21 protein-coding genes are annotated in these 22,469 nt (G+C 60.8%); 10 read left to right on the top strand and 11 right to left on the bottom strand.

The genetic code is table 11. The features are described 5' to 3' along the window. Nucleotides 1-15 precede the first annotated feature (15 nt). Nucleotides 16-1,290, top strand: coding sequence for a glucarate dehydratase family protein (locus tag EJA71_RS14560; RefSeq protein WP_158957928.1), 1,275 nt, complete (start codon nucleotides 16-18; stop codon nucleotides 1,288-1,290). 103 nt (nucleotides 1,291-1,393) lie between these two features. Here the strand turns inward: EJA71_RS14560 and EJA71_RS14555 are convergent, their stop codons facing one another. Next, nucleotides 1,394-2,278 (bottom strand): LysR substrate-binding domain-containing protein, encoded by an 885-nt coding sequence (locus EJA71_RS14555; protein ID WP_158957926.1) that lies wholly within the window; start codon nucleotides 2,276-2,278, stop codon nucleotides 1,394-1,396. A gap of 158 nt (nucleotides 2,279-2,436) precedes the next feature. On the opposite strand from EJA71_RS14555, the gene EJA71_RS14550 reads away from it, so the two are divergent. Further along, entirely contained in the window at nucleotides 2,437-5,463 is a 3,027-nt protein-coding gene (locus EJA71_RS14550; protein ID WP_158957923.1) for an FAD-binding and (Fe-S)-binding domain-containing protein, read from the top strand. Here EJA71_RS14550 and EJA71_RS14545 read toward each other — a convergent pair. Continuing rightward, nucleotides 5,396-6,082 (bottom strand): paraquat-inducible protein A, encoded by a 687-nt coding sequence (locus EJA71_RS14545; protein WP_158957921.1) that lies wholly within the window; start codon nucleotides 6,080-6,082, stop codon nucleotides 5,396-5,398. The genes EJA71_RS14550 and EJA71_RS14545 overlap by 68 nt on opposite strands. Further along, on the bottom strand, nucleotides 6,079-6,675 hold the full coding sequence (locus EJA71_RS14540) for a paraquat-inducible protein A (RefSeq protein WP_158957919.1): 597 nt from the start codon (nucleotides 6,673-6,675) through the stop codon (nucleotides 6,079-6,081). The genes EJA71_RS14545 and EJA71_RS14540 overlap by 4 nt, the downstream gene beginning before the upstream one ends. A gap of 216 nt (nucleotides 6,676-6,891) precedes the next feature. On the opposite strand from EJA71_RS14540, the gene EJA71_RS14535 reads away from it, so the two are divergent. After that, nucleotides 6,892-8,058 carry a DUF1624 domain-containing protein gene (locus EJA71_RS14535; RefSeq protein ID WP_158957917.1) on the top strand — a complete coding sequence of 389 codons (1,167 nt, stop codon included), beginning with the start codon at nucleotides 6,892-6,894 and terminating at the stop codon, nucleotides 8,056-8,058. A gap of 247 nt (nucleotides 8,059-8,305) precedes the next feature. Here the strand turns inward: EJA71_RS14535 and EJA71_RS14530 are convergent, their stop codons facing one another. Further along, nucleotides 8,306-9,697 (bottom strand): aldehyde dehydrogenase family protein, encoded by a 1,392-nt coding sequence (locus tag EJA71_RS14530; RefSeq protein WP_158957915.1) that lies wholly within the window; start codon nucleotides 9,695-9,697, stop codon nucleotides 8,306-8,308. A 103-nt stretch (nucleotides 9,698-9,800) separates the two neighbouring features. Here EJA71_RS14530 and EJA71_RS14525 point away from each other — a divergent pair, with 103 nt between their 5' ends. From EJA71_RS14525 to EJA71_RS14515, 3 genes are all read left to right on the top strand, one after another. Further along, nucleotides 9,801-10,679 carry a LysR family transcriptional regulator gene (locus EJA71_RS14525; RefSeq protein WP_158957971.1) on the top strand — a complete coding sequence of 293 codons (879 nt, stop codon included), beginning with the start codon at nucleotides 9,801-9,803 and terminating at the stop codon, nucleotides 10,677-10,679. A gap of 83 nt (nucleotides 10,680-10,762) precedes the next feature. Then, the gene (locus EJA71_RS14520) at nucleotides 10,763-11,425 is read left to right on the top strand and encodes a M24 family metallopeptidase (RefSeq protein ID WP_158957913.1); all 663 of its coding nucleotides are present in this window, start codon (nucleotides 10,763-10,765) and stop codon (nucleotides 11,423-11,425) included. A gap of 140 nt (nucleotides 11,426-11,565) precedes the next feature. Continuing rightward, nucleotides 11,566-11,994: a molybdopterin-binding protein gene (locus tag EJA71_RS14515; RefSeq protein ID WP_158957911.1), complete on the top strand. Its 429-nt coding sequence runs from the start codon at nucleotides 11,566-11,568 to the stop codon at nucleotides 11,992-11,994. 55 nt (nucleotides 11,995-12,049) lie between these two features. Here the strand turns inward: EJA71_RS14515 and EJA71_RS14510 are convergent, their stop codons facing one another. Then, on the bottom strand, nucleotides 12,050-12,673 hold the full coding sequence (locus tag EJA71_RS14510) for a glutathione S-transferase family protein (RefSeq protein WP_158957909.1): 624 nt from the start codon (nucleotides 12,671-12,673) through the stop codon (nucleotides 12,050-12,052). Nucleotide 12,674: 1 nt separating this feature from the next. Beyond that, complete coding sequence (locus EJA71_RS14505; protein WP_158957907.1) at nucleotides 12,675-13,583, bottom strand: LysR family transcriptional regulator; 909 nt, start codon at nucleotides 13,581-13,583, stop codon at nucleotides 12,675-12,677. A 164-nt stretch (nucleotides 13,584-13,747) separates the two neighbouring features. On the opposite strand from EJA71_RS14505, the gene EJA71_RS14500 reads away from it, so the two are divergent. Genes EJA71_RS14500 through EJA71_RS14490 form a run of 3 tightly spaced genes read left to right on the top strand, consistent with a single transcriptional unit; the run spans nucleotide 13,748 to nucleotide 15,956 of the window. Continuing rightward, complete coding sequence (locus EJA71_RS14500) at nucleotides 13,748-14,491, top strand: SDR family NAD(P)-dependent oxidoreductase (protein WP_158957905.1); 744 nt, start codon at nucleotides 13,748-13,750, stop codon at nucleotides 14,489-14,491. 26 nt (nucleotides 14,492-14,517) lie between these two features. Beyond that, nucleotides 14,518-15,054 (top strand): carbonic anhydrase, encoded by a 537-nt coding sequence (locus EJA71_RS14495; protein ID WP_158957903.1) that lies wholly within the window; start codon nucleotides 14,518-14,520, stop codon nucleotides 15,052-15,054. 38 nt (nucleotides 15,055-15,092) lie between these two features. Beyond that, nucleotides 15,093-15,956 (top strand): NmrA family NAD(P)-binding protein, encoded by an 864-nt coding sequence (locus EJA71_RS14490; protein WP_158957901.1) that lies wholly within the window; start codon nucleotides 15,093-15,095, stop codon nucleotides 15,954-15,956. Between the two features lie 65 nt (nucleotides 15,957-16,021). Here EJA71_RS14490 and EJA71_RS14485 read toward each other — a convergent pair whose 3' ends face one another. Then, nucleotides 16,022-17,437: a cytosine permease gene (locus EJA71_RS14485; protein WP_158957899.1), complete on the bottom strand. Its 1,416-nt coding sequence runs from the start codon at nucleotides 17,435-17,437 to the stop codon at nucleotides 16,022-16,024. 259 nt (nucleotides 17,438-17,696) lie between these two features. On the opposite strand from EJA71_RS14485, the gene EJA71_RS14480 reads away from it, so the two are divergent. Continuing rightward, a complete protein-coding gene (locus EJA71_RS14480; RefSeq protein ID WP_158957897.1) occupies nucleotides 17,697-18,608 on the top strand; it encodes a LysR family transcriptional regulator in 912 nt (303 codons plus the stop codon). A gap of 18 nt (nucleotides 18,609-18,626) precedes the next feature. Here the strand turns inward: EJA71_RS14480 and argE are convergent, their stop codons facing one another. The 4 genes from argE to EJA71_RS14460 all read right to left on the bottom strand — a co-directional run bounded on the left by argE (nucleotide 18,627) and on the right by EJA71_RS14460 (nucleotide 22,398). Then, the gene (argE, locus tag EJA71_RS14475; RefSeq protein WP_158957895.1) at nucleotides 18,627-19,775 is read right to left on the bottom strand and encodes an acetylornithine deacetylase; all 1,149 of its coding nucleotides are present in this window, start codon (nucleotides 19,773-19,775) and stop codon (nucleotides 18,627-18,629) included. Next, nucleotides 19,772-20,449, bottom strand: coding sequence for a DUF1028 domain-containing protein (locus tag EJA71_RS14470; protein WP_158957893.1), 678 nt, complete (start codon nucleotides 20,447-20,449; stop codon nucleotides 19,772-19,774). The genes argE and EJA71_RS14470 overlap by 4 nt, the downstream gene beginning before the upstream one ends. Nucleotides 20,450-20,603: 154 nt before the next feature. Continuing rightward, the gene (locus tag EJA71_RS14465) at nucleotides 20,604-21,020 is read right to left on the bottom strand and encodes a RidA family protein (RefSeq protein WP_008086115.1); all 417 of its coding nucleotides are present in this window, start codon (nucleotides 21,018-21,020) and stop codon (nucleotides 20,604-20,606) included. A 58-nt stretch (nucleotides 21,021-21,078) separates the two neighbouring features. Next, nucleotides 21,079-22,398 (bottom strand): NAD(P)/FAD-dependent oxidoreductase, encoded by a 1,320-nt coding sequence (locus tag EJA71_RS14460; RefSeq protein ID WP_158957891.1) that lies wholly within the window; start codon nucleotides 22,396-22,398, stop codon nucleotides 21,079-21,081. Between the last annotated feature and the right edge of the window lie 71 nt (nucleotides 22,399-22,469).

Genomic DNA, 22,469 nt, shown 5'->3' with positions numbered 1-22,469 from the left:
GTCAGGAGCGTTATCTTGAAAATCACCCGTGTCACCGTGACCCCGATTGCCTTCCGTGATCCGCCGTTGCTCAACGCCAGCGGTATCCACGAACCCTTCGCCCTGCGCTCGATCATCGAGATCGAAAGCGACAACGGTTACATCGGCCTCGGCGAAAGCTATGGCGATGCCCCGGCGCTGGCGATCCAGCAACAGTTGCAGTCACAGCTGATCGGCCTCGATCCGTTCAACCTCAACCAACTGCGCGCCATCGTGCAGGCCACCGTTGCGGCCAACAAACCGGCAAGCATTGCCGGTGCCGAACTGGCGCCCGGGTCCCACGCCAGCAAGGCGGTGAGCAATGCCTATTCGGCCTTCGAAGTGGCCTTTCTCGACTTGCAGGCGCATTACCTGAATGTGCCGTTGGTGGACCTTCTTGGCGGCGCGATTCGCGATGAAGTGCCGTTCAGCGCCTATCTGTTCTTCAAGTATGCGCAGCATGTCGATACGCCGTACAAGCCTGACAACTGGGGCGAGGCACTCAACGAGCAGCAGATCGTTGCCCAGGCCGCGCGGATGATCGAGGCCTATGGATTCAAGAGCATCAAGCTCAAGGCCGGCACGTTGCCGCCGGAGCATGAAGTGGCGTGCATCAAAGCGTTGAAAAAAGCCTTCCCTGGCTACCCGCTGCGTATCGATCCGAACGGTAACTGGTCGCTGGAAACCTCGATTCGCATGGCCGAATTGCTCGGCGATGATCTGCAGTATTACGAAGACCCGACCCCAGGCCTCGACGGCATGGCCGAACTGCACAAACGCACTGGATTGCCGCTGGCGACCAATATGGTGGTCACCGATTTCGAAGAATTCCGCCGCAGCATCGCGCAGAACAGCGTACAGATCGTCCTCGCCGACCACCATTACTGGGGCGGCCTGCGCGACACGCAGACGCTGGCGAAGATGTGCGATGTGTTCGGCGTCGGGGTGTCGATGCATTCCAATTCACACCTGGGCATCAGCCTGATGGCGATGGCGCATGTGGCGGCGGCCGTGCCGAATCTGGATTACGCCTGCGACACGCATTATCCGTGGCAGGAGCCGGATGAAGAAGTGATCAAGGGCGGCAAGTTGCCGATTGTCGATGGCTGCGTGAAGGTCACGCGGGCGCCGGGGCTTGGGCTGGAGCTGGATCAGGATCAGTTGGGCAAGCTGCATGATCAGTACCTGACGTGCGGGATTCGACAGCGTGATGATGTGCGGCAGATGCAGCGGTATAAGCCGGATTGGAAAGCGGTCAAACCGAGGTTTTGATGTCGTTCTCGCTGGCCTCTTCGCGAGCAAGCTCGCTCCCACAGGGGAAATGCATTCCAACGTGTGGGAGCGAGCTTGCTCGCGAAGGGGGCGACTCATTCCCTCAGAGTGTATGCACCAACCAATCCCGAAACGCTTTCAGCGACGGCAAATTCTCATTGCGCGGCGGATACACCAGGTAATAGCTGCGCCGGCTGATAATTGGCTCGCCCAGTTGCAGCAACTCACCGCTCAACAACTCGTCCTCAACCAAAATCCGCGGCACCAACCCCACACCAATATTCGCCCGCACTGCCTGAATCAAGTGCGAGGTCATCTCGAAGCTCGGGCCGATGCGCATGCTGCGGTGGGGCAAGCCGTGATGGCTGAACCATTCCGTCCACGCCTGCGCATTGCTGCTGACATTGAGCAGCAGTTGTCCAGCGATGTGCGCTAGGGCGTCATCGCGCTCGGCAGCGGACAACTGCGCACTGGCGATCACCACCAGTTCTTCAGTGTGCAAGGGCAGGGCGCTCAGCCCTGGCCATTCGCCGCCGCCCACACAAATCGCCGCATCGATTTCGCTGGTATCGAAGTCGATGGCTTCGATGCGCGAATGCAAGTGCACGGTCATGCCCGGGTGCGCGGTGTAGAAATCCTTGAGGCGCGGCAACAGCCATTTCGAGCCAAACGTCGGCAGCGTCGCCAGGCGCAAACTGTGAATGCCGGAGCCAAACGCCATGGCCTGCAAGGTTGCACTGCGAATCTGCCCCAGCGCCTCCGCCAGTTCGCGCTGATACATGCGCCCGACATCGGTCAGCACCACTTGCCGGCCTTCGCGGCTGAACAAACGCATGCCGAGCATTTTCTCGAGAATCTGCACCTGACGGCTGACTGCACTTTGCGTCAGCGACAGTTCATGGGCGGCGCGGGTATAGCTTTCGTGGCGCGCAGCGGCCTCGAAGGCCAGCAATAACGACATGGAGGGTGTGAGCGTGCGCGGATTCATTCGTAAAAGTCATGGATAGTGGGTGGATTTTACGGTTGTCCCAATGCCCGGCAACAATGAACATGGGCGGCATTAGATGGCGGAGCCTGACGCAATCATTCGTTGCGTACAACTGTTCACCGCCACACGGCCCTATTTTGACCGAGATGCCCTGACCGATGATTGCCCAGCTGTCCCCCGCCAAAGCCCTGACCAGCGATTACCAACAATTCCTCAACGCCCTGAAGAACAGCGGCTTTCGCGGTGAAATCAGCGCCGATTACGCCAGTCGCGTGGTGCTGGCGACCGACAACTCGATCTATCAGCGCCTGCCGCAGGCGGCGGTGTTTCCGCTGGATGCCGAGGACGTGGCGCGGGTGGCGCGGCTGATTGCCGAGCCGGCCTACCAGCAAGTGGTGATCACCCCGCGCGGCGGCGGCACTGGCACCAACGGCCAATCGCTGACCGATGGCATCGTCGTTGACCTGTCACGACACATGAACCGCATCCTCGAAATCAACGTCGAGGAACGCTGGGTGCGGGTCCAGGCCGGGGTGGTCAAGGATCAGCTCAACGCCGCGCTGAAGTCTGCCGGGCTGTTTTTCGCCCCAGAGCTGTCGACCTCCAACCGCGCCACCGTGGGCGGCATGATCAACACCGACGCCAGCGGCCAAGGCAGTTGCACCTACGGCAAGACCCGCGACCATGTGCTCGAACTCGAAATGATCCTGCGCGGCGGCGAGCGTCTGCACGGCCAGCCGCTGGAGGAACGCGAGCTGGAAGCACTCTGTGCCCGTGAAGATCGCGTCGGTGAGGTCTATCGTTGTGCGCGGCAGATCATTGATGAGCAGGGCGAGCTGATCAAGGAGCGCTTCCCTGATCTCAACCGTTGCCTGACCGGTTATGACCTAGCGCACCTGCGCGAGGCCGACCAGCGTTTCAACCTCAACAGCGTGCTCTGCGGTGCCGAAGGTTCGCTGGGTTTTGTCGTCGAGGCACGCCTGAACGTGCTGCCGATTCCCAAGCACACGATGCTGGTCAACATCCGCTACGCCGGGTTCATGGACGCACTGCGCGATGCCCGCGCCTTGATGGCACTCAAGCCGTTATCGATTGAAACCGTCGACTCGAAAGTCTTGCTGCTGGCGATGCAGGACATCGTCTGGCACGGCGTCGCCGAATATTTTCCGCAAAGCGCCGAGCGGCCGACGCTGGGGATCAACCTCGTCGAATTCTGCGGCGACGATCCTGAAGAGTTGCAACGCCGGGTCGAGGGGTTTGTCGAGCACTTGAGCAGTGATCGCACGGTCGAGCGTTTGGGCCACACGCTGGCGGTCGGGCACGCGGCGGTGAACAGGGTCTACGGCATGCGCAAACGCGCGGTGGGCTTGCTCGGCAATGTCGCCGGTGAAGCGCGACCGCAACCGTTTGTCGAAGACACGGCGGTGCCGCCGCAGCATCTGGCCGAGTACATCGCCGAGTTGCGCGACCTGCTCGACAGCCACGGCTTGCAGTACGGCATGTTCGGTCACGTTGATGCCGGCGTGCTGCACGTACGGCCGATTCTCGACATGAAAGATCCGCAACAAGCCGCGCTGGTGCGCCCGGTGTCCGATGGCGTTGCGGCGCTGACCCAACGTTACGGCGGCTTGCTGTGGGGCGAACACGGTAAGGGCCTGCGCTCGGAATACGCGCCGGCGTTTTTCGGTGAGTTGTATCCCGCGCTGCAAACGTTGAAAGCCGCGTTCGACCCGTTTAATCAGTTCAACCCGGGCAAGATCGCCACCCCGGCCAACAGCGGCGCGGCGTTGCTGAAGATCGACGAAGTCACCCTGCGCGGTGAACTCGACCGCCAGATCGACGAAAAAGTCTGGCAGAACTACGGCGCGGCCATGCACTGCAATGGCAACGGCGCCTGCTACAACTTTGACCCGGATGACGCGATGTGCCCGTCGTGGAAAGCCACCCGCGAACGTTCGCAGTCGCCCAAGGGCCGTGCCTCGCTGATTCGTGAATGGCTGCGCTTGCAGGGTGAGGCGGGTGTCGATGTGTTGTCCGATGCGATCCGCAAACCGGCGTTTTTCAGCTCGTTGTGGCAGCGCTGGCGTAACACTCGTCAGCAGTCCGAGGATTTTTCCCACGAAGTCTACGACGCCATGGCCGGTTGCCTGGCATGCAAATCCTGCGCGGGGCAGTGCCCGGTGAAGGTCAATGTGCCGGAGTTTCGTTCGCGGTTTCTTGAGCTGTATCACGGCCGTTATCTGCGCCCGGCGCGGGACTATCTGATCGCCTCGCTGGAATACAGCATTCCGTACATGGCGCGGATTCCGGCGCTTTACAACGGTTTGATGGGCGCTTCGATTGTGCGTGGATTGCTGGAACGTGTCGGCGGCATGGTCGATGTGCCGTTGCTCAGCCGCTTCGATTTCCACGCCGCGATGCGTCGCTGGCAGGTGCAGCCGGCAACGGTTTCGACGTTGTCTGCGCTGACTCCGGCGCAACGCGAGCGCAGCGTGGTGATCGTTCAGGACGCGTTCACGCGTTACTTCGAAGCGCCGCTGTTGGCCGATCTGGTCGAGCTGATTTCGCGTCTCGGTTATCAGGTTTATCTGGCGCCGTTCAGTGCCAACGGCAAGCCTTTGCATGTGCAGGGCTTCCTTTCGGCGTTCAACCGCGCGGCGTTGCGCAATGCGCGGCAGTTGCGCGAATTGGCCGAGGTCGGTGTGCCGCTGCTGGGTCTCGATCCGGCGATGACGCTGGTGTATCGCCAGGAATACCTGAAAGTGCCGGGGATGGAGCAATGCCCGGAAGTGGCGCTGGTGCAGGAGTGGTTGCTCAAGGTGATGCCAGAGCAGGCGTCGCAGGATGCAACCGCGTCGTTCCGTTTGCTCGCGCACTGCACCGAGAAGACCAACGCCCCGGCCGCGACCCGCCAATGGGAGCAGGTCTTCGAGCGTGCCGGTTTGAAACTCGCCACGCAGGCCACCGGTTGCTGCGGCATGTCCGGCACCTACGGCCATGAAGCGCGCAATCGCGAGACGTCAGCGGTGATCTACGAACAGTCCTGGGCACGTCAGGTCGACGCGCCGGCAGAGCAGGGCGAAGCGCTGGCGACAGGCTATTCCTGCCGCAGCCAGGTCAAGCGCCAATCGGATCAGGCGCTGCGCCATCCGTTGCAGGTGCTGCTTGAGGTTCAGCGTCGCTGAGGGATTCGTCGCTGTCCTTGTCCCAGATCAGCCGTGAATCGAAGCTCATTGCCGCGAGCATGGTAAACACCACGACCAGGCCGAAAAACAGAATGCCCGGTCGTGGCTCGATATCGCCCAGCGCCTGGAATTTCACCAGCGCCGCGACCAATGCGACCACCAGCACGTCGAGCATCGACCAATAGCCGATCAGCTCGACGAAGCGGTATAGCTTCGAGCGCTCTTTTCGCGCCCAGGCGCTGTCACGCTGCACGGTCACCAGCAGCAGGGTCAGGGCGACGAACTTGATCCCCGGCACGGCGATGCTGGCGATGAAAATGATCAGGGCGATGTCCCACGCGCCGGCCTCCCAGAACTCCAGCACACCGCTCATGATCGTGCTGTCGGCGCCGCTGCCGAGCATGGTGGTGTTCATCACTGGCAGCAGATTGGCCGGCACGTAAAACGCCAGCGCAGCGAGCATGTAGGCCCAGGTGCGGGTCAGCGAGTTGGTCTTGCGCCGATGCAGCGGCGCGTCGCAACGCGGGCATTGGTGCGGCTCGTCGCTCATGTCGCAGGCCAGCCCGCAGCTGTGGCACAGGCACAGATTGAGCTCGCTGGCAGTCGGTGGTCGCTTCATAGAATGTCCCAGAGGTCGCGGATGTCGCGACCGGCAATTCGGATCATCATCAAACTCAGCGCGGCCAAGGCAAACAGGCCGATGCCGGGCAACACGTCGAGCAGTCCGGCGAGTTTGAACACCGCCACCATGGCCCCGAGCAAACACACTTCCAGCATGCTCCACGGGCGCAGGGTTTCCAGCCAGCGCATGCACAGTTTGAAGCCCGGTGCGCGCTGTCCGCCGAGGGCGAAGCTCAGCACCCAGGTCAACAAAACCAGTTGGAACGCCGGGGCAATGATGATCGCAATGGCCGCGACCATGGCGATGAAGGTAATCGGCCCCTGGCTCAGCGCCAGCACTGAGTCCCACAGCGTCGCGCTGTTTTTCAGGCCTTTCATGCTGATGCTCATCACCGGATAGAAATTGGCGAACAGCCACAGCACCGCGGCCGTGAACGTCAGCGCCAGACGCTGCTCAACGGTCAAACCATTGAAGCGCTGGAGCACGCCACCGCAGCGTACGCACGAGGTTTTCTGGTGTTTGGCGAGCGTGACTTTCTCGTAAACGCAATCGCAGTGCTCGCAGATGATCAGGCTTTCGGTGTTGACCATGGACAACGCTCGACAACAGGCCGCAGAGGGCAGGGGACCTGATCACTATAGAAGCCTGAAGCGAGAGGGCAACTTGCGCGACGTAATCCGCTTGGTTTCCTGAGAATCACTATCGATTGAGCTTGGGTTTTTGCTTTTTAGTGTTATAAGGTAACGCAAATTTTCAGGGTAGCCGTAGCCGGCGCCCACTGTTATCCCTTCGATTGCGAAACGCTCATGACGATTGTGCTTCCCCGTTCTGCCCCGGTGACTGGCCGGTTACTGTCCATTGATGCCCTCAGGGGCCTGGTCATCCTGTTCATGCTGCTGGACCACGTGCGCGAAACCTTTCTGCTGCACCGTCAAGTCAGCGACCCGATGGACATCGCCAGCACCGAGCCGGGACTGTTTTTCAGCCGCACCCTGGCGCACTTGTGTGCACCGGTGTTTGTCTTGCTGACCGGGTTGTCGGCATGGCTGTTTGGCGAAAAGTACGCAGGCAAGACTGATGTCAGTGCGTTTCTGTTCAAGCGCGGACTGTTTCTGGTGGCGCTTGAGTTCACCCTGGTCAACTTCGCCTGGACCTTCCAGCTGCCACCGAGCGTGATTTATCTGCAAGTGATCTGGGCGATCGGCCTGAGCATGATCGCACTGTCGTTGCTGGTCTGGTTGCCGCGCTGGCTGTTGCTGACGTTGAGTTTATTGATCATCGCCGGACACAACTTGCTCGATGGCTTGCACTTCCCGGTCGAGTCTGCGCTGCATGTGCCGTGGGCGATTTTGCATGATCGTGGCTGGATTGAAGTCAGCGAGAATCTGCGACTGCGCACGTCTTATCCGTTGCTGCCGTGGATCGGTGTGATCGGTCTGGGTTATGCGTTGGGACCGTGGTTTGCCCGCAGCGTTGAAGCAGGCATACGGCAACGGCGTCTGTTGATCGGCGGTGTTGCGGGGCTTGTGGGGTTCGTCGCGCTGCGGCTGCTCAACGGTTACGGCGAGAAGCCGTGGGCCGTTGGCGACTCGATGCTGCAGACCGTGATGAGTTTTTTCAACATCACCAAGTACCCGCCGTCATTGCTGTTTATCGCACTCACGGTAAGCACCGGGCTGTTGCTGTTGTGGGCGTTTGAGCGGGTACAGGATCGACGCTGGATTCGCTGGCTGACGGTGTTCGGGTCGGCGCCGATGTTTTTCTATCTGCTGCATTTGTATGCGTTGAAAGTGTTGTACCTGATCGGCGTGGCACTGTTTGGCCTGAATCAGGGCAGCTATTTCGGGTTCTCGTCGGTTGCCGCGATTTGGCTCGGCGCAATCGTTCTAGCGATTGCCCTGTATCCGTCCGTGCGCTGGTTCTCGGCGTTGAAGGCCCGCCGCCGCGACATTGCTTGGCTGAAATACCTGTAAGCGGCCGATTGTTGGAGCGAGCCTTCTTGCGAAAGCGGTGGGTCAGTGGCAATCAAGCCGCCTGACTTACCGCCTTCGCGAGCAAGCTCGCTCCCACATTGGATGGGTTCAATCAGTTGATTTGACGTGGTGCACCCTTGTGGGAGCGAGCTTGCTCGCGAATACGGTGGGTCAGCTACAGACTTGTTGGCTGACACGCCGCAATCGCGAGCAGGCTCACTCCTACAAAGGGTGTCTTGTGTCTGGGTTACTTGCGATCCAGCCACACGGTTTGCGCGTTGCAGAATTCACGTACGCCGAAGTGCGACAGTTCGCGTCCGAAACCGCTTTTCTTCACGCCACCAAAGGTCACACGCGGATCGCTGGCGGAGTAGCCATTGATGAACACGCCGCCGGTGTCCAGTTCGCTGGTCAGTTGCTGGGCCAGTTGCACGTTGGCGGTGTAAATCGTCGCGGTCAGGCCGAACTCGCTGTCGTTGGCCAAGGCCACGGCGTGCGCGCAATCGCGGGCGGTGATGATCGACGCAACCGGGCCGAACAATTCCTGTTTGAACGAGGTCATGCGGTCGGTCACGTCGGCCAGTACGGTTGGCTCGTAATAGTTGCCGGCACCTTCGGCTTTGCCGCCACCGAGCAGCAGGGTCGCGCCTTCCTCGAGGGTGTCGCGCACTTGCTGGTCGAGTTCATCGCGCAGGTCAAACCGCGCCATAGGGCCGATGTAAGTGTCGGCGGCCAGCGGATCGCCAACCTTCAGTTTGCGTGTGGCTTCGACGAATTTGCGGGTGAATTCTTCAACCACGCCTTCTTCGATGATCAGACGCTTGGCCGCAGCGCAAACCTGGCCGGAGTTCTGATAACGGCCGATCACCGCGGCTTGCACGGCTTCGTCGATATCGGCGTCGTTGAGCACGATGAACGGGTCGGAACCGCCCAGTTCCAGTACGCATTTCTTCAGTGCAGCACCGGCCTGAGCGCCAATCGCCATACCGGCGCGGACGCTGCCGGTCAGGGTCACTGCAGCGATGCGCGGGTCAGCGATCGCGGTGGAAACGCCTTCCGGGGTGACGTTGATCACTTCAAACACACCGTCGGCAAAACCGGCGCGGGTGAAAGCGTCGCGCAGCAGATAGGCGCTGCCCATCACGTTCGGCGCATGTTTGAGCACGTAGGTGTTGCCGGCGATCAGCGCAGGAACGGCGCCACGCAGCACTTGCCAGATCGGGAAGTTCCACGGCATCACGGCGAGGATCGGACCCAGCGGACGGTATTCGATACGCGCCTTGCCGCCTTCGACCTGAGTCGCTTCGGCGTCGAGCATGGTCGGGCCGTGTTCGGCGTACCACTCGCACAGCTTGGCGCATTTTTCGATTTCGCCACGGGCCTGAGCAATCGGCTTGCCCATTTCCTGAGTGATCATGGTGGCCATGGCTTCAGCGGTTTCACGCAGCGCGCCGGCAAGCGCGGTCAGCAGACGCGAGCGATCTTGCAGCGGCTTGCGCTTCCACTTGCCGAAACCATAAGCGGCGCGGGTCAGTGCTGCATCAAGCGCGGCAGCGGATTCAAAAGCGTAGTGGCCGATCTGTTCGCCGGTGGTCGGGTTGATCGAGATGGCATGGGTTTGGCTGGAAATCTGGCTCATGGCTGTGTCCTGCATGTTCGTCGGATGAGTCCAGAGTAGGCTGGTGTTTGTTTTCTGGAAACTGAATAATAATGATCGTTTCTTTCACGATTGGAGAATGACTGTGGATCTGGTGCAGCTGGAAATCTTCAAAGCCGTTGCCGAACACGGCAGCATCAGCGCCGCCGCCGCGCAGATTCATCGCGTACCGTCGAACCTGACCACGCGGATCAAGCAGCTGGAGCAGGATCTCGGCGTTGAACTGTTTATTCGCGAGAAAAGCCGTTTGCGTCTGTCGCCGGCCGGGTGGAGTTTTCTCGAATACGCGCGACGGATTCTCGATCTGGTACAGGAAGCTCGGGCGACCGTGGCAGGTGAAGAACCGCAGGGCGCGTTTCCTTTGGGTTCGCTGGAAAGTACGGCGGCGGTGCGCATCCCCGAATTGCTCGCGGCGTATAACCAGTTGCACCCGAAAGTCGATCTCGACCTGTCCACCGGACCCTCGGGGACGATGATCGACGGCGTGTTGTCCGGGCGGCTCGCAGCGGCGTTCGTTGACGGCCCGGTGCTGCACCCGACGCTGGAAGGCGTGCCGGCCTTCGAAGAGGAAATGGTCATCATCGCACCGCTCAATCACCCACCGGTGCAGCGCGCGGCCGACGTGAATGGCGAAAACATCTACGCCTTCCGCTCCAACTGCTCCTATCGCCATCACTTTGAAAAATGGTTCAGCACCGACGCTGCCGTGCCCGGCAAGATCTTTGAAATGGAGTCCTACCACGGCATGCTCGCCTGCGTCAGTGCGGGTGCCGGTCTGGCACTGATGCCACGCAAGATGCTGCAAAGCATGCCGGGCAGCGCGACCGTCAGCGTCTGGCCGTTGGCGACGGATTTTCGCTACCTGACTACGTGGCTGGTGTGGCGGCGCGGTACGGTGTCGCGCAGTTTGGGGATGTTTGTGAGATTGCTTGAAGAGCGCGGGGTGGTGCGGGCGGAGGAGTAATTGACACGTTGTGTCGCCGCTGTATCTTGATCGTCGTTTCGCAATATAAAAAACTATACAGCGCGGTGATGAGGAACAAGGAAATGACCATAGCCCTGAGCGGTAAAGAAGCAGTCGGCGAACGTTTTGTGCTGGAAACGATGCGTCACGCTCAACAGTTGACCTGGAAAGCCGTCGACGCCATTGCCGAGGTGATCAAGCCCGGCATGCTTGAATCCGAAGCTACTGCGCGTGGCAAGGAAATCCTCGCCGAACTGAGCATGGATCGAATCTGGCATCCGCTGCTGATCCGCTTCGGCGCCAACACCTTGAAGACCTTCAAACAGCGGTCCGACGGCGATCCGGTGTTGGGTGAGGACGACATTTTCTTCATTGACATGGGCGTGGTCTGGCAGGGGCACGAAGGGGATGCGGGCGCGACTTACACCACCGGCTCTGATCCGCAAATGAGGGCCTGTGCGGCAGCGGCCAAGGAACTGTTCGAGCGTGTCGAAGCTTTCTGGCGCGAGGGTGTTTCCGGGGTCGAACTGTATCGCTACGCGACTGATCAGGCTGAAGCGATGGGCTGGCTGCTGAACCTGAATATCAAGGGCCATCGGGTCAGCGATTTTCCTCATGCGATTCACCGGGGCGGCGATCTTGGCGATTTTGAACAGGCACCGAACGCCGGCGTGTGGATTCTGGAAATCCAGATCGCCCATCCGACGCGGCCGTTCGGCGCGTTCTATGAAGATCTACTGATCTGAGTCGTGCTGGTTTTCCGGGGCGTGCTTTTATGTAGGGGGCGTGACAACAGAGCGCATCGCTGTAGTTGTTTTTATATAGCGCGAGCTTCGATGATGCACGCTGTTTCCTAACTCTAAAGTCAAAAAACAGGACGTCCCTCATGAAAGTCAGCGCACGCAACGTATTCAAAGGCAAAGTCAGCAATGTTCAGGCCGGCGCGGTTAACGCCGAGGTGGTTCTGACACTGGCTGGCGGTGAGCAGTTGGTTGCCGTGGTGACCATGGAAAGCATCAAGAACCTCGGCATTGCCGTCGGCAAAGAAGCCGTCGCGCTGATCAAGGCGCCATGGGTGATGCTGATGACCGAATCCAGCGACATCCGCCTGTCCGCGCGCAACTGCCTGGAAGGTAAGGTGCTGAGCGTGACGGATGGCGCGGTCAATGCTGAAGTGGTCATCGAGCTGGCCGGCGGTTCCAAGGTCTACTCGATCGTGACCCGCGATGCCGTCGCCGAGCTGGGTCTGGCCAAAGGCGTCAGCGCCACAGCTGTGATCAAGGCTTCGCACATCATTCTGGGTGTTCCGGCCTGATAGTTTCTTACGGCAAATAAAAAACCGCTGATTCCGGGATCAGCGGTTTTTTGCGTTATGGCGTACCGTTTCTGCCATACAGACGATAGCCTTCGCGTTGACTCAGGCGGTCGTAATAGGCGCTGACGGCAGGCAAGTGCGGATGCTTGAGCGGTGTTTCGAACCAGCGGTTTACCGAGAGTCCGATCGGGATGTCTGCCAGTGAAAACGCGTTGCCGCTGACATAGGCGCCAGTTGATTCCAGTTGCCGATCGAGAATCTCCATGTTCTTCGACCAATCCCGGCAACCCGCTGCCAGCGCAGCGCTGTCCTGATAATCAGGTGACTTGCGCACCAGCGACATCAGCGGATACGACCACGAGCGATTCAACTCCGCAGCCTGCCAGTCAATCCACTGATCGACCCGCGCCCGGGCCATCGGCTCAGCCGGATAAAGCGGCGCGCCGCCATAGCGCGAGGCCAGATAACGAATGATCGTATTCGATTCCCACAACGTGAAATCGCCGTCCTGAATCACCGGCACCATGGCGCACGGGTTCAGTGTGAGAAACTCCGGCGTATTCGTTGGCTGAAACCCCGAACCCCAGTCTTCACGCTCAAAAGGAATCTGCAATTCAGCACACGTCCACAGCACTTTTCGCACGTTGAACGATGAGGCCTTACCGAGTATTCGCAGCATGTCATTGCTCTGAAAGGGTGGGTGGTTGTTCAAGCGCACTGGCGAGAAAATCAGCGAACGCGCGTGCCGCCAGACGTGTCGCGCGGCCCATGGGAAAGTAGGCGTGAACCGGCAGGTCGGCCATTTTCCACGCCGGCAGAATCTGTACCAGCGTGCCGTCCCGCAGCTCCTGCGCGCAAGCCCATGACGTGGTCGAAGTGACGCCCAGTCCGCCAACGGCCGCCGCCAATGCTCCGGCAGTATCGTTGACCGAAATCTGCGCGGTCAGACTGACGGATGTGCTCTCGCCATCACGTTCGAATTGCCACGATGATGCATGTGCTGCCGCAGGCCCACCGATGATTCGGTGCTGTTCAAGATCCTCGGGCCTCGACGGCGTGGTGTACTGCGCGAGATAAGCGGCAGACGCCACGACGATCCGCTGCAGGCTGCCAATCAGCTTCGCGGTGCCGGCCAGATCCGGCAACTTGCCGACCCGAATCCCGACATCGACCGCTTCCTTGACCATGTCTTGCCATTGATCTTCGAGCATCAGTTCCAGGTGCAGTTGCGGGTGCCGTTCGGTGAAGGCCGACAAGCGCGGAATGACCACGCGAATGGCCATCGTCGAGGGCATGCCGATGCGCAGCAATCCGCGCAATTCACCGGTTTCGCGCACGCTGTTCTCGGCGTCATCGACAGCCGCGAGGATCGGTTCCATCCGCGCCAGAAACTCCAGGCCCGCTTCGGTCGGCACCACTGCGCGCGTGGTGCGCGATAACAGCCGGGCGCCGAGGCTGGCCTCCAGCTCGGCAATCATTCGCGACACCTGTGATTGCGTCAGGCCCGCTTCGCGCGCGGCGGCGGAGAAGCTGCCCAGACGTGCGACGCGAGTGTAGAGCCGCAGGCTGTGAAGGTCTTTGAGTGGCATGCCGGCTCCCGTGCGCGCGGAGGATTAATGCTGGATCGAGATAAATCTTAGCCCAATTCACGGGCTACCGAGCATGAGTCGAAGCGTTGATATTGGCCACATCGGAAACGCGGCACGGCCGCCAACTCCGCAACTTGCCCTTATCGACTTTCGAGGAACACATCATGCAAATCGCCCATTCCATTGCCTTGGTCACCGGTGCCAACCGTGGCATCGGTCGCACATTCGCTGAAGAACTGCTCAAGCGTGGCGCGGCCAAGGTCTACGTGGCTGTTCGCGATACCGCTTCGCTGGCCGACCTGCTCAAAAGTGGCGATCGCCGTCTGGTGCCACTGCCGCTGGACGTGACGGATCCGGATCAAGTCGCTGCCGCTGCCAGCGTCGCCGCCGATGTCACGCTGCTGATCAACAACGCCGGCTACGCCGCGTTCGACGGCGCCATCAGCGCGCCGGACATGCAGGACGCCCGCTTGGAAATGGAAGTGAATTACTTCGGCCCATTGGCCCTGACTCGGGCGTTTGCACCGGTGCTGGCGGCCTCGGGTGGCGCGGTGTTGAACATGTTGTCGATGCTCTCGCTGGTTAGCCTGCCGATGGCAGCAACGTACTCCGCCTCGAAAGCCGCTGGCCTGTCGTTGACCCGCAGCCTGCGTGCCGAACTCGGCGCGCAGGGCACTCAAGTGGTCGGCGTGCTGGCGGTGCAGACCGAAACGGCGATGGGCGCGAAGCTCCCGGAACCACGCCTGAGCCCGCTCGAAGTGGTGATAGATGCGTTGGATGCGATCGAAGCGGGCATCAACGATGAAGTCATCGCCGGCGCCCAGTCGCGCAACATCCATCAAGCCTTTACCGCTGACCCACAAAAGCTTCAGGCGCTGATGTCCACGCGTCTGCCACAGCGCGGCTGATTGCCCATTCTTGATCGAGGTGTGCCATGGACTTCCTGCAAACCCTGCTCGAACGCAATGCCGCGTTCGCCGCCAATGGCTTCTCGGCGGCGCTGAAGATTATTCCTTCCCAGCGAGCGCTGATCCTCGGTTGCGTCGATCCGCGCGTTGACCCGGTGGATGTACTCGGCCTGCAGCCCGGCGAAGCGGCGGTGATCCGCAATGTCGGTGGCCGAGTCACCCCGGCATTGTTCGAAACCCTGGCGATTCTGGGCCGGGTTTCTCAGGCCGGCGGTGCGCCGCTCGGTGAAGGCTGGCAGTTGATCATCCTGCAGCATACCGATTGCGGCATTCGCGGGTGCTTGCACCACGACCCTTCATTGCTCGCGCAGTACATGGGCGTGGTCCCGGAACAATTGCCGTCACTGGCGATAGCCGACCCGCGTCAGGCCGTGGCCATCGATGTTGCAGCGTTGAAAGCCAACCCACAACTGCCTGCCAGTTTCAGTGTCAGCGGTCTGGTCTACGACGTCGCCACGGGGCTCGTCGAGACTGTGGTGCCGGCCAGCCGTCTGCGTCCTTAACAACCCTGATTTTCATAATGTTGAACTGGAGAAATACGATGAGTACGTTTTTGGTCACAGGTTCTACCGGCGACACTGGCGCGCCAACCGTCAAAGCCCTGCTCGAGCGCGGTCACCGGGTCAAAGCGCTGGTGCGTCGCGAAGATGAGCGCTCGCAAAAGCTCAAGGACATGGGCGCCGAGATTCACGTCGGTAACTTGCGCGACCTCAAGTCGTTGCGCCCGGCCATGGAAGGCGTGGGCGGCGCCTACTTTTGCTATCCGCTGAGCGACGGTCTGGTCGAAGCAGCCGCGTTGTTTGCGCAGGCGGCGAAGGAGCAGGGCGTTAAGCACATCGTCAACATGTCGCACAAACAATCGCGGCCGGATGCACGCAGTCAGGCGACGTTGAACCATTGGATGTCGGAACAGATTTTCACTTGGTCGGGCATTCCATCCACGCATCTGCGCGTGACGTTCTTCGCCCAATGGATGCTCTACATTGCCGACTTTATTCGCGACGGACGCTACCTGACACCGTTCGACGCCGACAGCCGTTTTGCGCCCATGGCGGCCAGTGATATCGCGTTGGTGGTGGCTAATATTCTGCTCAAACCCGAGGGACATGGCGGTCAAGCGTATGCACTGCACGGCCCGATCGAATACAGCCACCGTGAACTCGCCGCTCTGTTGGGCAGCACGCTGGGCAAGGAAGTGCGTTTCGAACAGGTAGAAGTCGAAGAGTTTGTACGGTTGCTTGGCGTCGATGGCGATCCAGCGTTTGCCGTGCACTTCAACGCGGTGAAAATCGACCAGCGCGAGAAGCGTCTTGAAGGGCTAGACGACACGGGTGCCGCGATCATCGGTCAGCCATTGCAGACACCGGCGCAATTCATCGAGGAGCATCGCCAGCGCTTTATCTGACGGCAACGAAAAGGGCCGGATCGCTGCACAGCGCTCCGGCCCTTAATGCGTTCAGCAGATGAGAATTACAAACTGCTCGCCAACTTCCCGCCCATCATCCGCCGACGATAGGACGTATCCCGATTCGCCAGCCAGAAGTACAGCGGCGAGGTCACCAGCAAGCCCACCAGCCATGACAGGTCCGCGCCGTTGATGTGTGCCGACACCGGGCCGACGTACAGCGGCGTGTTCATGAACGGGATCTGCACGGCGATGCCGATCGCGTAGGCCAGCAAGGCTTGCGGGTTGTAGCGCCCGTAGATGCCGCCGTCGACCTGGAAGATCGACTGGATGTCGTACTGGCCTTTGTGGATCGCGTAGAAGTCGATCAGGTTGATCGCCGTCCACGGCACCAGCACCACCAGCAGCACCAGGACCATGTCGACGAAGTGGCCGATGAAGTCTTTCGAAGCGCCGACGGCGGCGAAGCAGCAGGCCAGCAAGACGATGGTCGAGATGACTGCGCGGCTCTTGGCGGTAGGGATCCAGCGGTAGGCGAAGGTCTGCACCAGAGTGATCAGCGACAGCACTGCGCCGTAGAGGTTGAGGGCGTTGTGGCTGATGACGCTCAGCAGGAACAGCACCAGCATCAGCGGGCCGATGGAGCCAGTGGCCATTTTCACCGCGTCCATGGTGTCCATGCCGACGGGCGTGGCGAGCACGGCAACGGCACCGAAAATGAACGCCAGGCTCGAGCCCAGCGCCGATCCCAGATAGGTCGTCCAGAACGTCGACGAGACTTTCACGTCCGCCGGCAAGTACCGCGAATAGTCGGAAACGTAAGGCGCAAACGCGATCTGCCACAACGCCGCCAACGACACGGTGGCGAGCCAGCCGGACAGGTTGAAGCTGCCTCGGGTGAGGAAGTCGTCGGTTTGAATATGCGTGAAGATATAGCCGAAACCGACGACGATGCCGATCCCCAACACCCAGGTGCCGATGCGGTTGAGCACGTGGATGAAGCGGTAGCCGATGATGCCGATGATCCCTGAACCCACGGCGCCGATGACAATGCCGACCGGCACCGGAACGCTGTCGACCACACCGTGCAATGACTTGCCGGCGAGGACGATGTTGGAGGCGAAGAAGCCGATGTACAGGACGCCGGCAATCAACACCACCAGCAGCGCACCGAGGGAGCCGAACTGGGCGCGGCTCTGGATCATTTGCGGGATGCCCATCTGCGGGCCTTGCGCCGAGTGCAGCGCCATCAGCACGCCGCCGACCAGATGGCCCACGAGAATCGCGACGATGCCCCAGACCAGATTCAAGTGAAACAACTGCACGCCCAGCGCACCGGTGACGATGGGTAACGGCGCGATGTTGCCGCCGAACCAGAGCGTGAACAGATCCCTGACCTTGCCGTGGCGATCTTCGGGGGGCACGTATCCTATCGTGTGTTTTTCAATCAGCGGAGCGGAGGATGCTGCAGGGGTAGCCATGACGAACTCCAAGGCAAGGATGAGTACGTGGACGTACTTCGGCAAGCGCCGGCACGGGCGGCGCATTTCTTGTTGAAGTGATCATGTGCAAAGCATCGGCATAGATAAATTAGTAAGTTTGTTGCTACAGACCTTAAAAAAAATATGCTCCGGGTTACGCGCCGCTCCGGTATGTTCAGGCTTCTCTCTTATCTGGATTCACACGGCTTTTTGTAGGAGCTGCCGAAGGCTGCGATCCTTTGATCTTCTGGAGATTCCCATGGCTGCCTACAACCTGCGCCAGCTCAAATACTTCGTCACCACCGCCGACTGCGGCAGCGTCGCCGAAGCCTCGCGCAAGCTCTACATCGCGCAGCCGTCGGTCTCCACGGCAATCAAGCACCTGGAAGAAAGTTTCGGTGTGCAGTTGTTTATCCGCCATCACGCTCAAGGCGTTTCGTTGACGCCCAGTGGCTCGCGCTTTTATCGCAAGGCGCTGGAGTTGTTGCGCGTTGCCCACGAATTCGAACAGAACGCCCTGGCCGACAATGACGTGGTCGCCGGGCAGATCGATATCGGCTGCTTCGAAACGGTCGCGCCGCTTTACTTGCCGCGGCTGATCGCCGGTTTCAAGGCGCGTTGGCCCGGCGTGGAAATCCGTATTCGCGACGGCGAGCAGCAAGAACTGGTACAGGCCCTGACCGCCGGCAGCATCGACGTGGCGATGATGTTCGAGCACGACCTCGACAGCACCATCGAAACCACGCCACTGATGCCGCCGCAGCAGCCATACGCTTTGCTCCCGGCCAACCATCGCTTCGCCCAACAGGCCAGGGTTTCGCTGCATGATCTGGTGCTGGAGCCGATGATTTTGCTCGACGTGGTGCCGAGTCGAACCTACTTCGTGAGCATCTTCGAGGAACGCGGACTGACGCCGAACATCGTCTTCAGCTCACCGTCGATCGAGATGGTGCGCGGGATGGTCGGCAATGGTTTCGGCTTTTCGATTCTGGTGACCAAGCCGTTCAGCGATTACACCTACGACGGCCAGCAAGTCGTCTGTGTGCCGCTGGCGGAAAGCGTGACTGGATCGGGATTGTCGGCCGCGTGGCTGCGGCGCGTGCAACTGACCAAACCGGTGCAGTTGTTCGTCGACCATTGCCGAGAGGAGTTGGCTCGACTGTACGCTTGAGTACAGTCGAACCGGGTTTCAAGCGCGGATAAACGTCAGCACACGCTGGAGCATGTCATCGCAAGCCTTTAGCTGATCAAGGCTCACGAACTCATCGGGTTTGTGGCCCTGATCCATGCTGCCGGGGCCGCAGACCACGGTAGGAATGCCCACCGCATCAAACAGTCCGCCTTCGGTGCCGAACGCTACCGTGCCGAACTCCGTTGAGCCGCAGAACGCCGCAATCAACTCGGCGGCCTGGCTCTGCGCATCGGTGACCAGCCCTGGATAGGCCGACAATTCGCTGAAACGGATGTCGCTTTGCGCACTGACTGCACGCATACGCGGCAGCACTTCGCGCTCGGCATAGTTCTTCAATGCCTCAGCAACCAACGCTGGATCCTGCGAGGGCAGGGCGCGAATCTCGAAATCGAAACGGCAATCGGCGGGCACGATGTTCAAGGCTTTGCCGCCGCTGATCACCCCGGTTTGCACGGTGCTGTAGGGCGGGTCGAAACGGCCGTCGTGAAGCTCCGGCGCTTTCAGTTGCTGGCCGAGACGGCCCAGTTCGCCGATGAGTTCGGCGGCGTATTCGATGGCGTTGACGCCGAGCGGCGCATACGCGGAATGGCACGGATGGCCATGCACATCGCAGCGCATCGCCAGTTTGCCTTTGTGACCGAGCACCGGTTTCAGTTCGGTCGGCTCGCCGATGATGCACAACAGCGGTTTGACCGGACGTTGCTCCAGCACCTTGAGCAACGAACGCACACCGAGGCAGCCGACTTCTTCGTCATAGGACAACGCGATGTGCACCGGGATGCGTAAAGACGCCTGCGTCAGCGCCGGCACCAGGGCGAGCACGCAGGCGATGTAGCCCTTCATGTCCGCCGTGCCACGGCCGAACAATTTGCCGTCGCGCTCAGTCAGTTCAAACGGTGGCAGCGTCCACGGCTGGCCATCGACCGGCACCACATCGGTGTGCCCGGACAGCACGATGCCCGGCTGATCTGACGGGCCAATCGTGGCGAACAGGTTGGCTTTGCTGCGCTCATCGTTGTAGATCAGCGCGCACGGCACGTCGAAACCTTCGAGGTAATCACGGACGAATTCGATCAGCTGCAAGTTGGATTCACGGCTGGTGGTGTCGAACCCCACCAGCGCCTTGAGCAACTTGACGCTGTTCATCGATCATCACCGGCGACGCCATAACCCGGCGCTTTGGCGGGGTCGAGGGCGCGGTCGATGTAGTCCTGAAGCTGCGGCTGATAGGCATCCCAGAGCTTTTGCAGCTGACCGATCGGGTCTTCATCGGCCCAGTCCACGCGCAAGTTGACGATCGGCCAGGTCTGTTCGCCGACCACGACGACAGCAGCCGAATGCACCGGGCCTGCTTCACCGCCAAGTGCCTGGGCGGCGTGCAGGGCTTTGAGCAGACGGTCGGCGAGTTGCCCTTCGCCGTCTTCAAAGGCGCTGACCATCGCCTCGATCACCGAGCGCCCGGCGAGCATATTGCCGGCGGCGACGCATTGTTCGCCGGAGACCGCGTTGTGCACGCCGAGGGTCTGCGAACCGCTGAAGTGCGCAGTCTGGCCGAGGTGGTTGATCGCGGTGATCTGGCGGTACTGGCTGTAGCCGTTGCGGGTGAGAACTTTGTCCAGCGCATCGTCCGGCGCCAGACCTTGCTCCATCAGGGCGAGGACTTCCGGGCCGAGGGACGGCAGGGTGATGTTCTGGCTCGACACTGCGCCCACGCCCGGCAGCAGCCATGGGCAGCGCGCGCCGACGGCGATGCTGGAAGAACTGATGGCGATACCGAACTGGCCGGTTTCGGCGCAGCGGGCTGCGATTGAAAAGGTCATCTGCTTACTCCTTTCTAGGAAGATGTTGTCCTTGGGGGTCTCATCGCTGGCAAGCCAGCTCCCACAGGGTTTGGAGTTGTTTGAAAATTTTGTGATCAACCCGATACCTGTGGGAGCTGGCTTGCCAGCGAAGGCCACAACTCAGTGTGATGCCTTACTCAGGAATCACCGCAATCACATCAATCTCCATCAACCACTGCGGCTGCCCCAGCGCCGACACCACCAGCCCGGTGGAAATCGGGAACACGCCCTTGAGCCACTTGCCGACTTCGCCATACACCGCCTCGCGATAACGCGGGTCGATCAGGTAGGTGGTGGTCTTGACGATGTGGCTCATGTCGCTGCCGGCTTCTTCGAGCAGTTGCTTGACGTTGCGCATGGCCTGTTCAGCCTGCGCACGCGGATCACCCAGACCGACCAGGTTGCCATCGAAATCGGTACCGACCTGACCACGGACATACACGGTATTGCCGGCACGCACCGCCTGGCAGAGGTCATTGTCCAGGGTCTGGTTCGGGTAGGTGTCTTTGGTGTTGAACATACGGATGCGCGTGTGGGTTGGCTTGCTCATGTGCAGCTCCAGATTCAGGGTTGCCCGGCGCAATCGGCGCCGGAGCGAAAGAGGGAAATCAGGCGTCGATGGTGTCGGCGACTTTGTTGTTTGTCGGCGTGTGCAGCTCGGCTTCACGCTGCTCGGCATCGCGGTAGTCCAGATACTTGCGCTGGGTGGCGATGTGATCGGCGACGTGCTTGGCGTCGTGCCACACGCCCCAGATGAACGACGAGCCGCGACGCGACTGCCACGGCAAACCCAGGAAATACACGCCCGGCTCACTCGACACACCGCGCTGATGCACAGGCTTGCCCTTGTCGTCGAACGCGGCGACTTGCAGCCAGGAGTAATCCACGGCAAACCCGGTGGCCCAGATGATTGAGGTGATGCCAGCCTCGGCCAGATTCAGATCGGCCAATGGGTTTTTCACGCACTCAGGCTCTGGATACGTTTCGCGGGCCTCCGGTTCTTCCGGCAGGTCGAGGCCGTTGCGCTCGATGTAGGCATCGGCGGCATCCAGCAGCGCCAGATAGTTTTCATCGCCACGGTTGAGGTTGCCGACCAGGTCCTGCTTGAAGGTCACCACGCCGTTGTTGAACGACTCGGTGACGCCGACCAGGGTCATGCCGCGATGGGCCAGACCCCGGAAATCGATAGTGCGCCCGCCATGGGCGCCGCTGACGGCGATGGTCACGTGCTCGCGGCCGGGTTTCATCGCCGCTTGATCCCACTCGCCGAGCACGCCCAGCCACCAGCAGAAATCACGGTTACGGTAAGCGCGAGGCGGGCGGTCATGGGCGCCGACGGACAGGTAAACGCGTTTGCCGGAGCGGTGCAGTTCATCGGCGATCTGTACGCCCGACGAACCCGCACCAACCACCAGCACCGCGCCCTCCGGCAGTTGCTGCGGGTTGCGATAGTCGGCGGAATGGATCTGCAGCAGACGTTCATCTTGCGGGGCAATCGCCGGGATCACTGGTTTCTGGAACGGACCGGTGGCGGCGACTACGCGGCTGGCTTCGATCACGCCTTCGGAGGTCTCGACGGTGAAACCCGGACGGCCGACATTGCGCACCACGCTTTTCACTTCAACGCCGGTGCGGACCGGCGCATTGAATTTCTTCGCATAGGCTTCGAAGTAGTCGGCCACGCGTTCTTTCGGGGCGAAACCGTCGGGGTCGACGTCATCGAATTCCAGACCCGGGAAGCGGTCGTGCCACGCCGGGCCGTTGGCGACCAGCGAGTCCCAACGCCCGGTGCGCCAGCGCTCGGCGATGCGATTGCGCTCCAGCACCAGGTGCGGCACACCGAGTTTGCTCAGGTGCTCGCTCATCGCCACGCCCGCTTGGCCGGCACCCACGATCAGCGTGTCTGTTTTTATTATTGCAGTGGTCATCTCTACATCCTTCCTAGCAAGGCAGTGGGATTCGGGCCGCTGTTGGCTTGTCCGTTTTGCTTGAGGCCAGA

This window comes from Pseudomonas sp. PB106 (assembly GCF_009764645.1).
Taxonomy (GTDB): Bacteria; Pseudomonadota; Gammaproteobacteria; order Pseudomonadales; family Pseudomonadaceae; genus Aquipseudomonas.
The sequence above is the reverse complement of the archived record's forward strand: the minus strand, read 5'-3'. Positions and strand labels throughout refer to the sequence as shown.

What these genes read in the sequence shown, in the direction of transcription:
- EJA71_RS14555 (WP_158957926.1), bottom strand. Translation starts at nt 2,278, where the DNA reads ATGAATCCGCGCACGCTCACACCCTCCATGTCGTTATTGCTGGCCTTC.
- EJA71_RS14550 (WP_158957923.1), top strand. Translation starts at nt 2,437, where the DNA reads ATGATTGCCCAGCTGTCCCCCGCCAAAGCCCTGACCAGCGATTACCAA.
- EJA71_RS14545 (WP_158957921.1), bottom strand. Translation starts at nt 6,082, where the DNA reads ATGAAGCGACCACCGACTGCCAGCGAGCTCAATCTGTGCCTGTGCCAC.
- EJA71_RS14540 (WP_158957919.1), bottom strand. Translation starts at nt 6,675, where the DNA reads ATGGTCAACACCGAAAGCCTGATCATCTGCGAGCACTGCGATTGCGTT.
- EJA71_RS14535 (WP_158957917.1), top strand. Translation starts at nt 6,892, where the DNA reads ATGACGATTGTGCTTCCCCGTTCTGCCCCGGTGACTGGCCGGTTACTG.
- EJA71_RS14530 (WP_158957915.1), bottom strand. Translation starts at nt 9,697, where the DNA reads ATGAGCCAGATTTCCAGCCAAACCCATGCCATCTCGATCAACCCGACC.
- EJA71_RS14520 (WP_158957913.1), top strand. Translation starts at nt 10,763, where the DNA reads ATGACCATAGCCCTGAGCGGTAAAGAAGCAGTCGGCGAACGTTTTGTG.
- EJA71_RS14515 (WP_158957911.1), top strand. Translation starts at nt 11,566, where the DNA reads ATGAAAGTCAGCGCACGCAACGTATTCAAAGGCAAAGTCAGCAATGTT.
- EJA71_RS14510 (WP_158957909.1), bottom strand. Translation starts at nt 12,673, where the DNA reads ATGCTGCGAATACTCGGTAAGGCCTCATCGTTCAACGTGCGAAAAGTG.
- EJA71_RS14505 (WP_158957907.1), bottom strand. Translation starts at nt 13,583, where the DNA reads ATGCCACTCAAAGACCTTCACAGCCTGCGGCTCTACACTCGCGTCGCA.
- EJA71_RS14500 (WP_158957905.1), top strand. Translation starts at nt 13,748, where the DNA reads ATGCAAATCGCCCATTCCATTGCCTTGGTCACCGGTGCCAACCGTGGC.
- EJA71_RS14495 (WP_158957903.1), top strand. Translation starts at nt 14,518, where the DNA reads ATGGACTTCCTGCAAACCCTGCTCGAACGCAATGCCGCGTTCGCCGCC.
- EJA71_RS14490 (WP_158957901.1), top strand. Translation starts at nt 15,093, where the DNA reads ATGAGTACGTTTTTGGTCACAGGTTCTACCGGCGACACTGGCGCGCCA.
- EJA71_RS14485 (WP_158957899.1), bottom strand. Translation starts at nt 17,437, where the DNA reads ATGGCTACCCCTGCAGCATCCTCCGCTCCGCTGATTGAAAAACACACG.
- EJA71_RS14480 (WP_158957897.1), top strand. Translation starts at nt 17,697, where the DNA reads ATGGCTGCCTACAACCTGCGCCAGCTCAAATACTTCGTCACCACCGCC.
- argE (WP_158957895.1), bottom strand. Translation starts at nt 19,775, where the DNA reads ATGAACAGCGTCAAGTTGCTCAAGGCGCTGGTGGGGTTCGACACCACC.
- EJA71_RS14470 (WP_158957893.1), bottom strand. Translation starts at nt 20,449, where the DNA reads ATGACCTTTTCAATCGCAGCCCGCTGCGCCGAAACCGGCCAGTTCGGT.
- EJA71_RS14465 (WP_008086115.1), bottom strand. Translation starts at nt 21,020, where the DNA reads ATGAGCAAGCCAACCCACACGCGCATCCGTATGTTCAACACCAAAGAC.
- EJA71_RS14460 (WP_158957891.1), bottom strand. Translation starts at nt 22,398, where the DNA reads ATGACCACTGCAATAATAAAAACAGACACGCTGATCGTGGGTGCCGGC.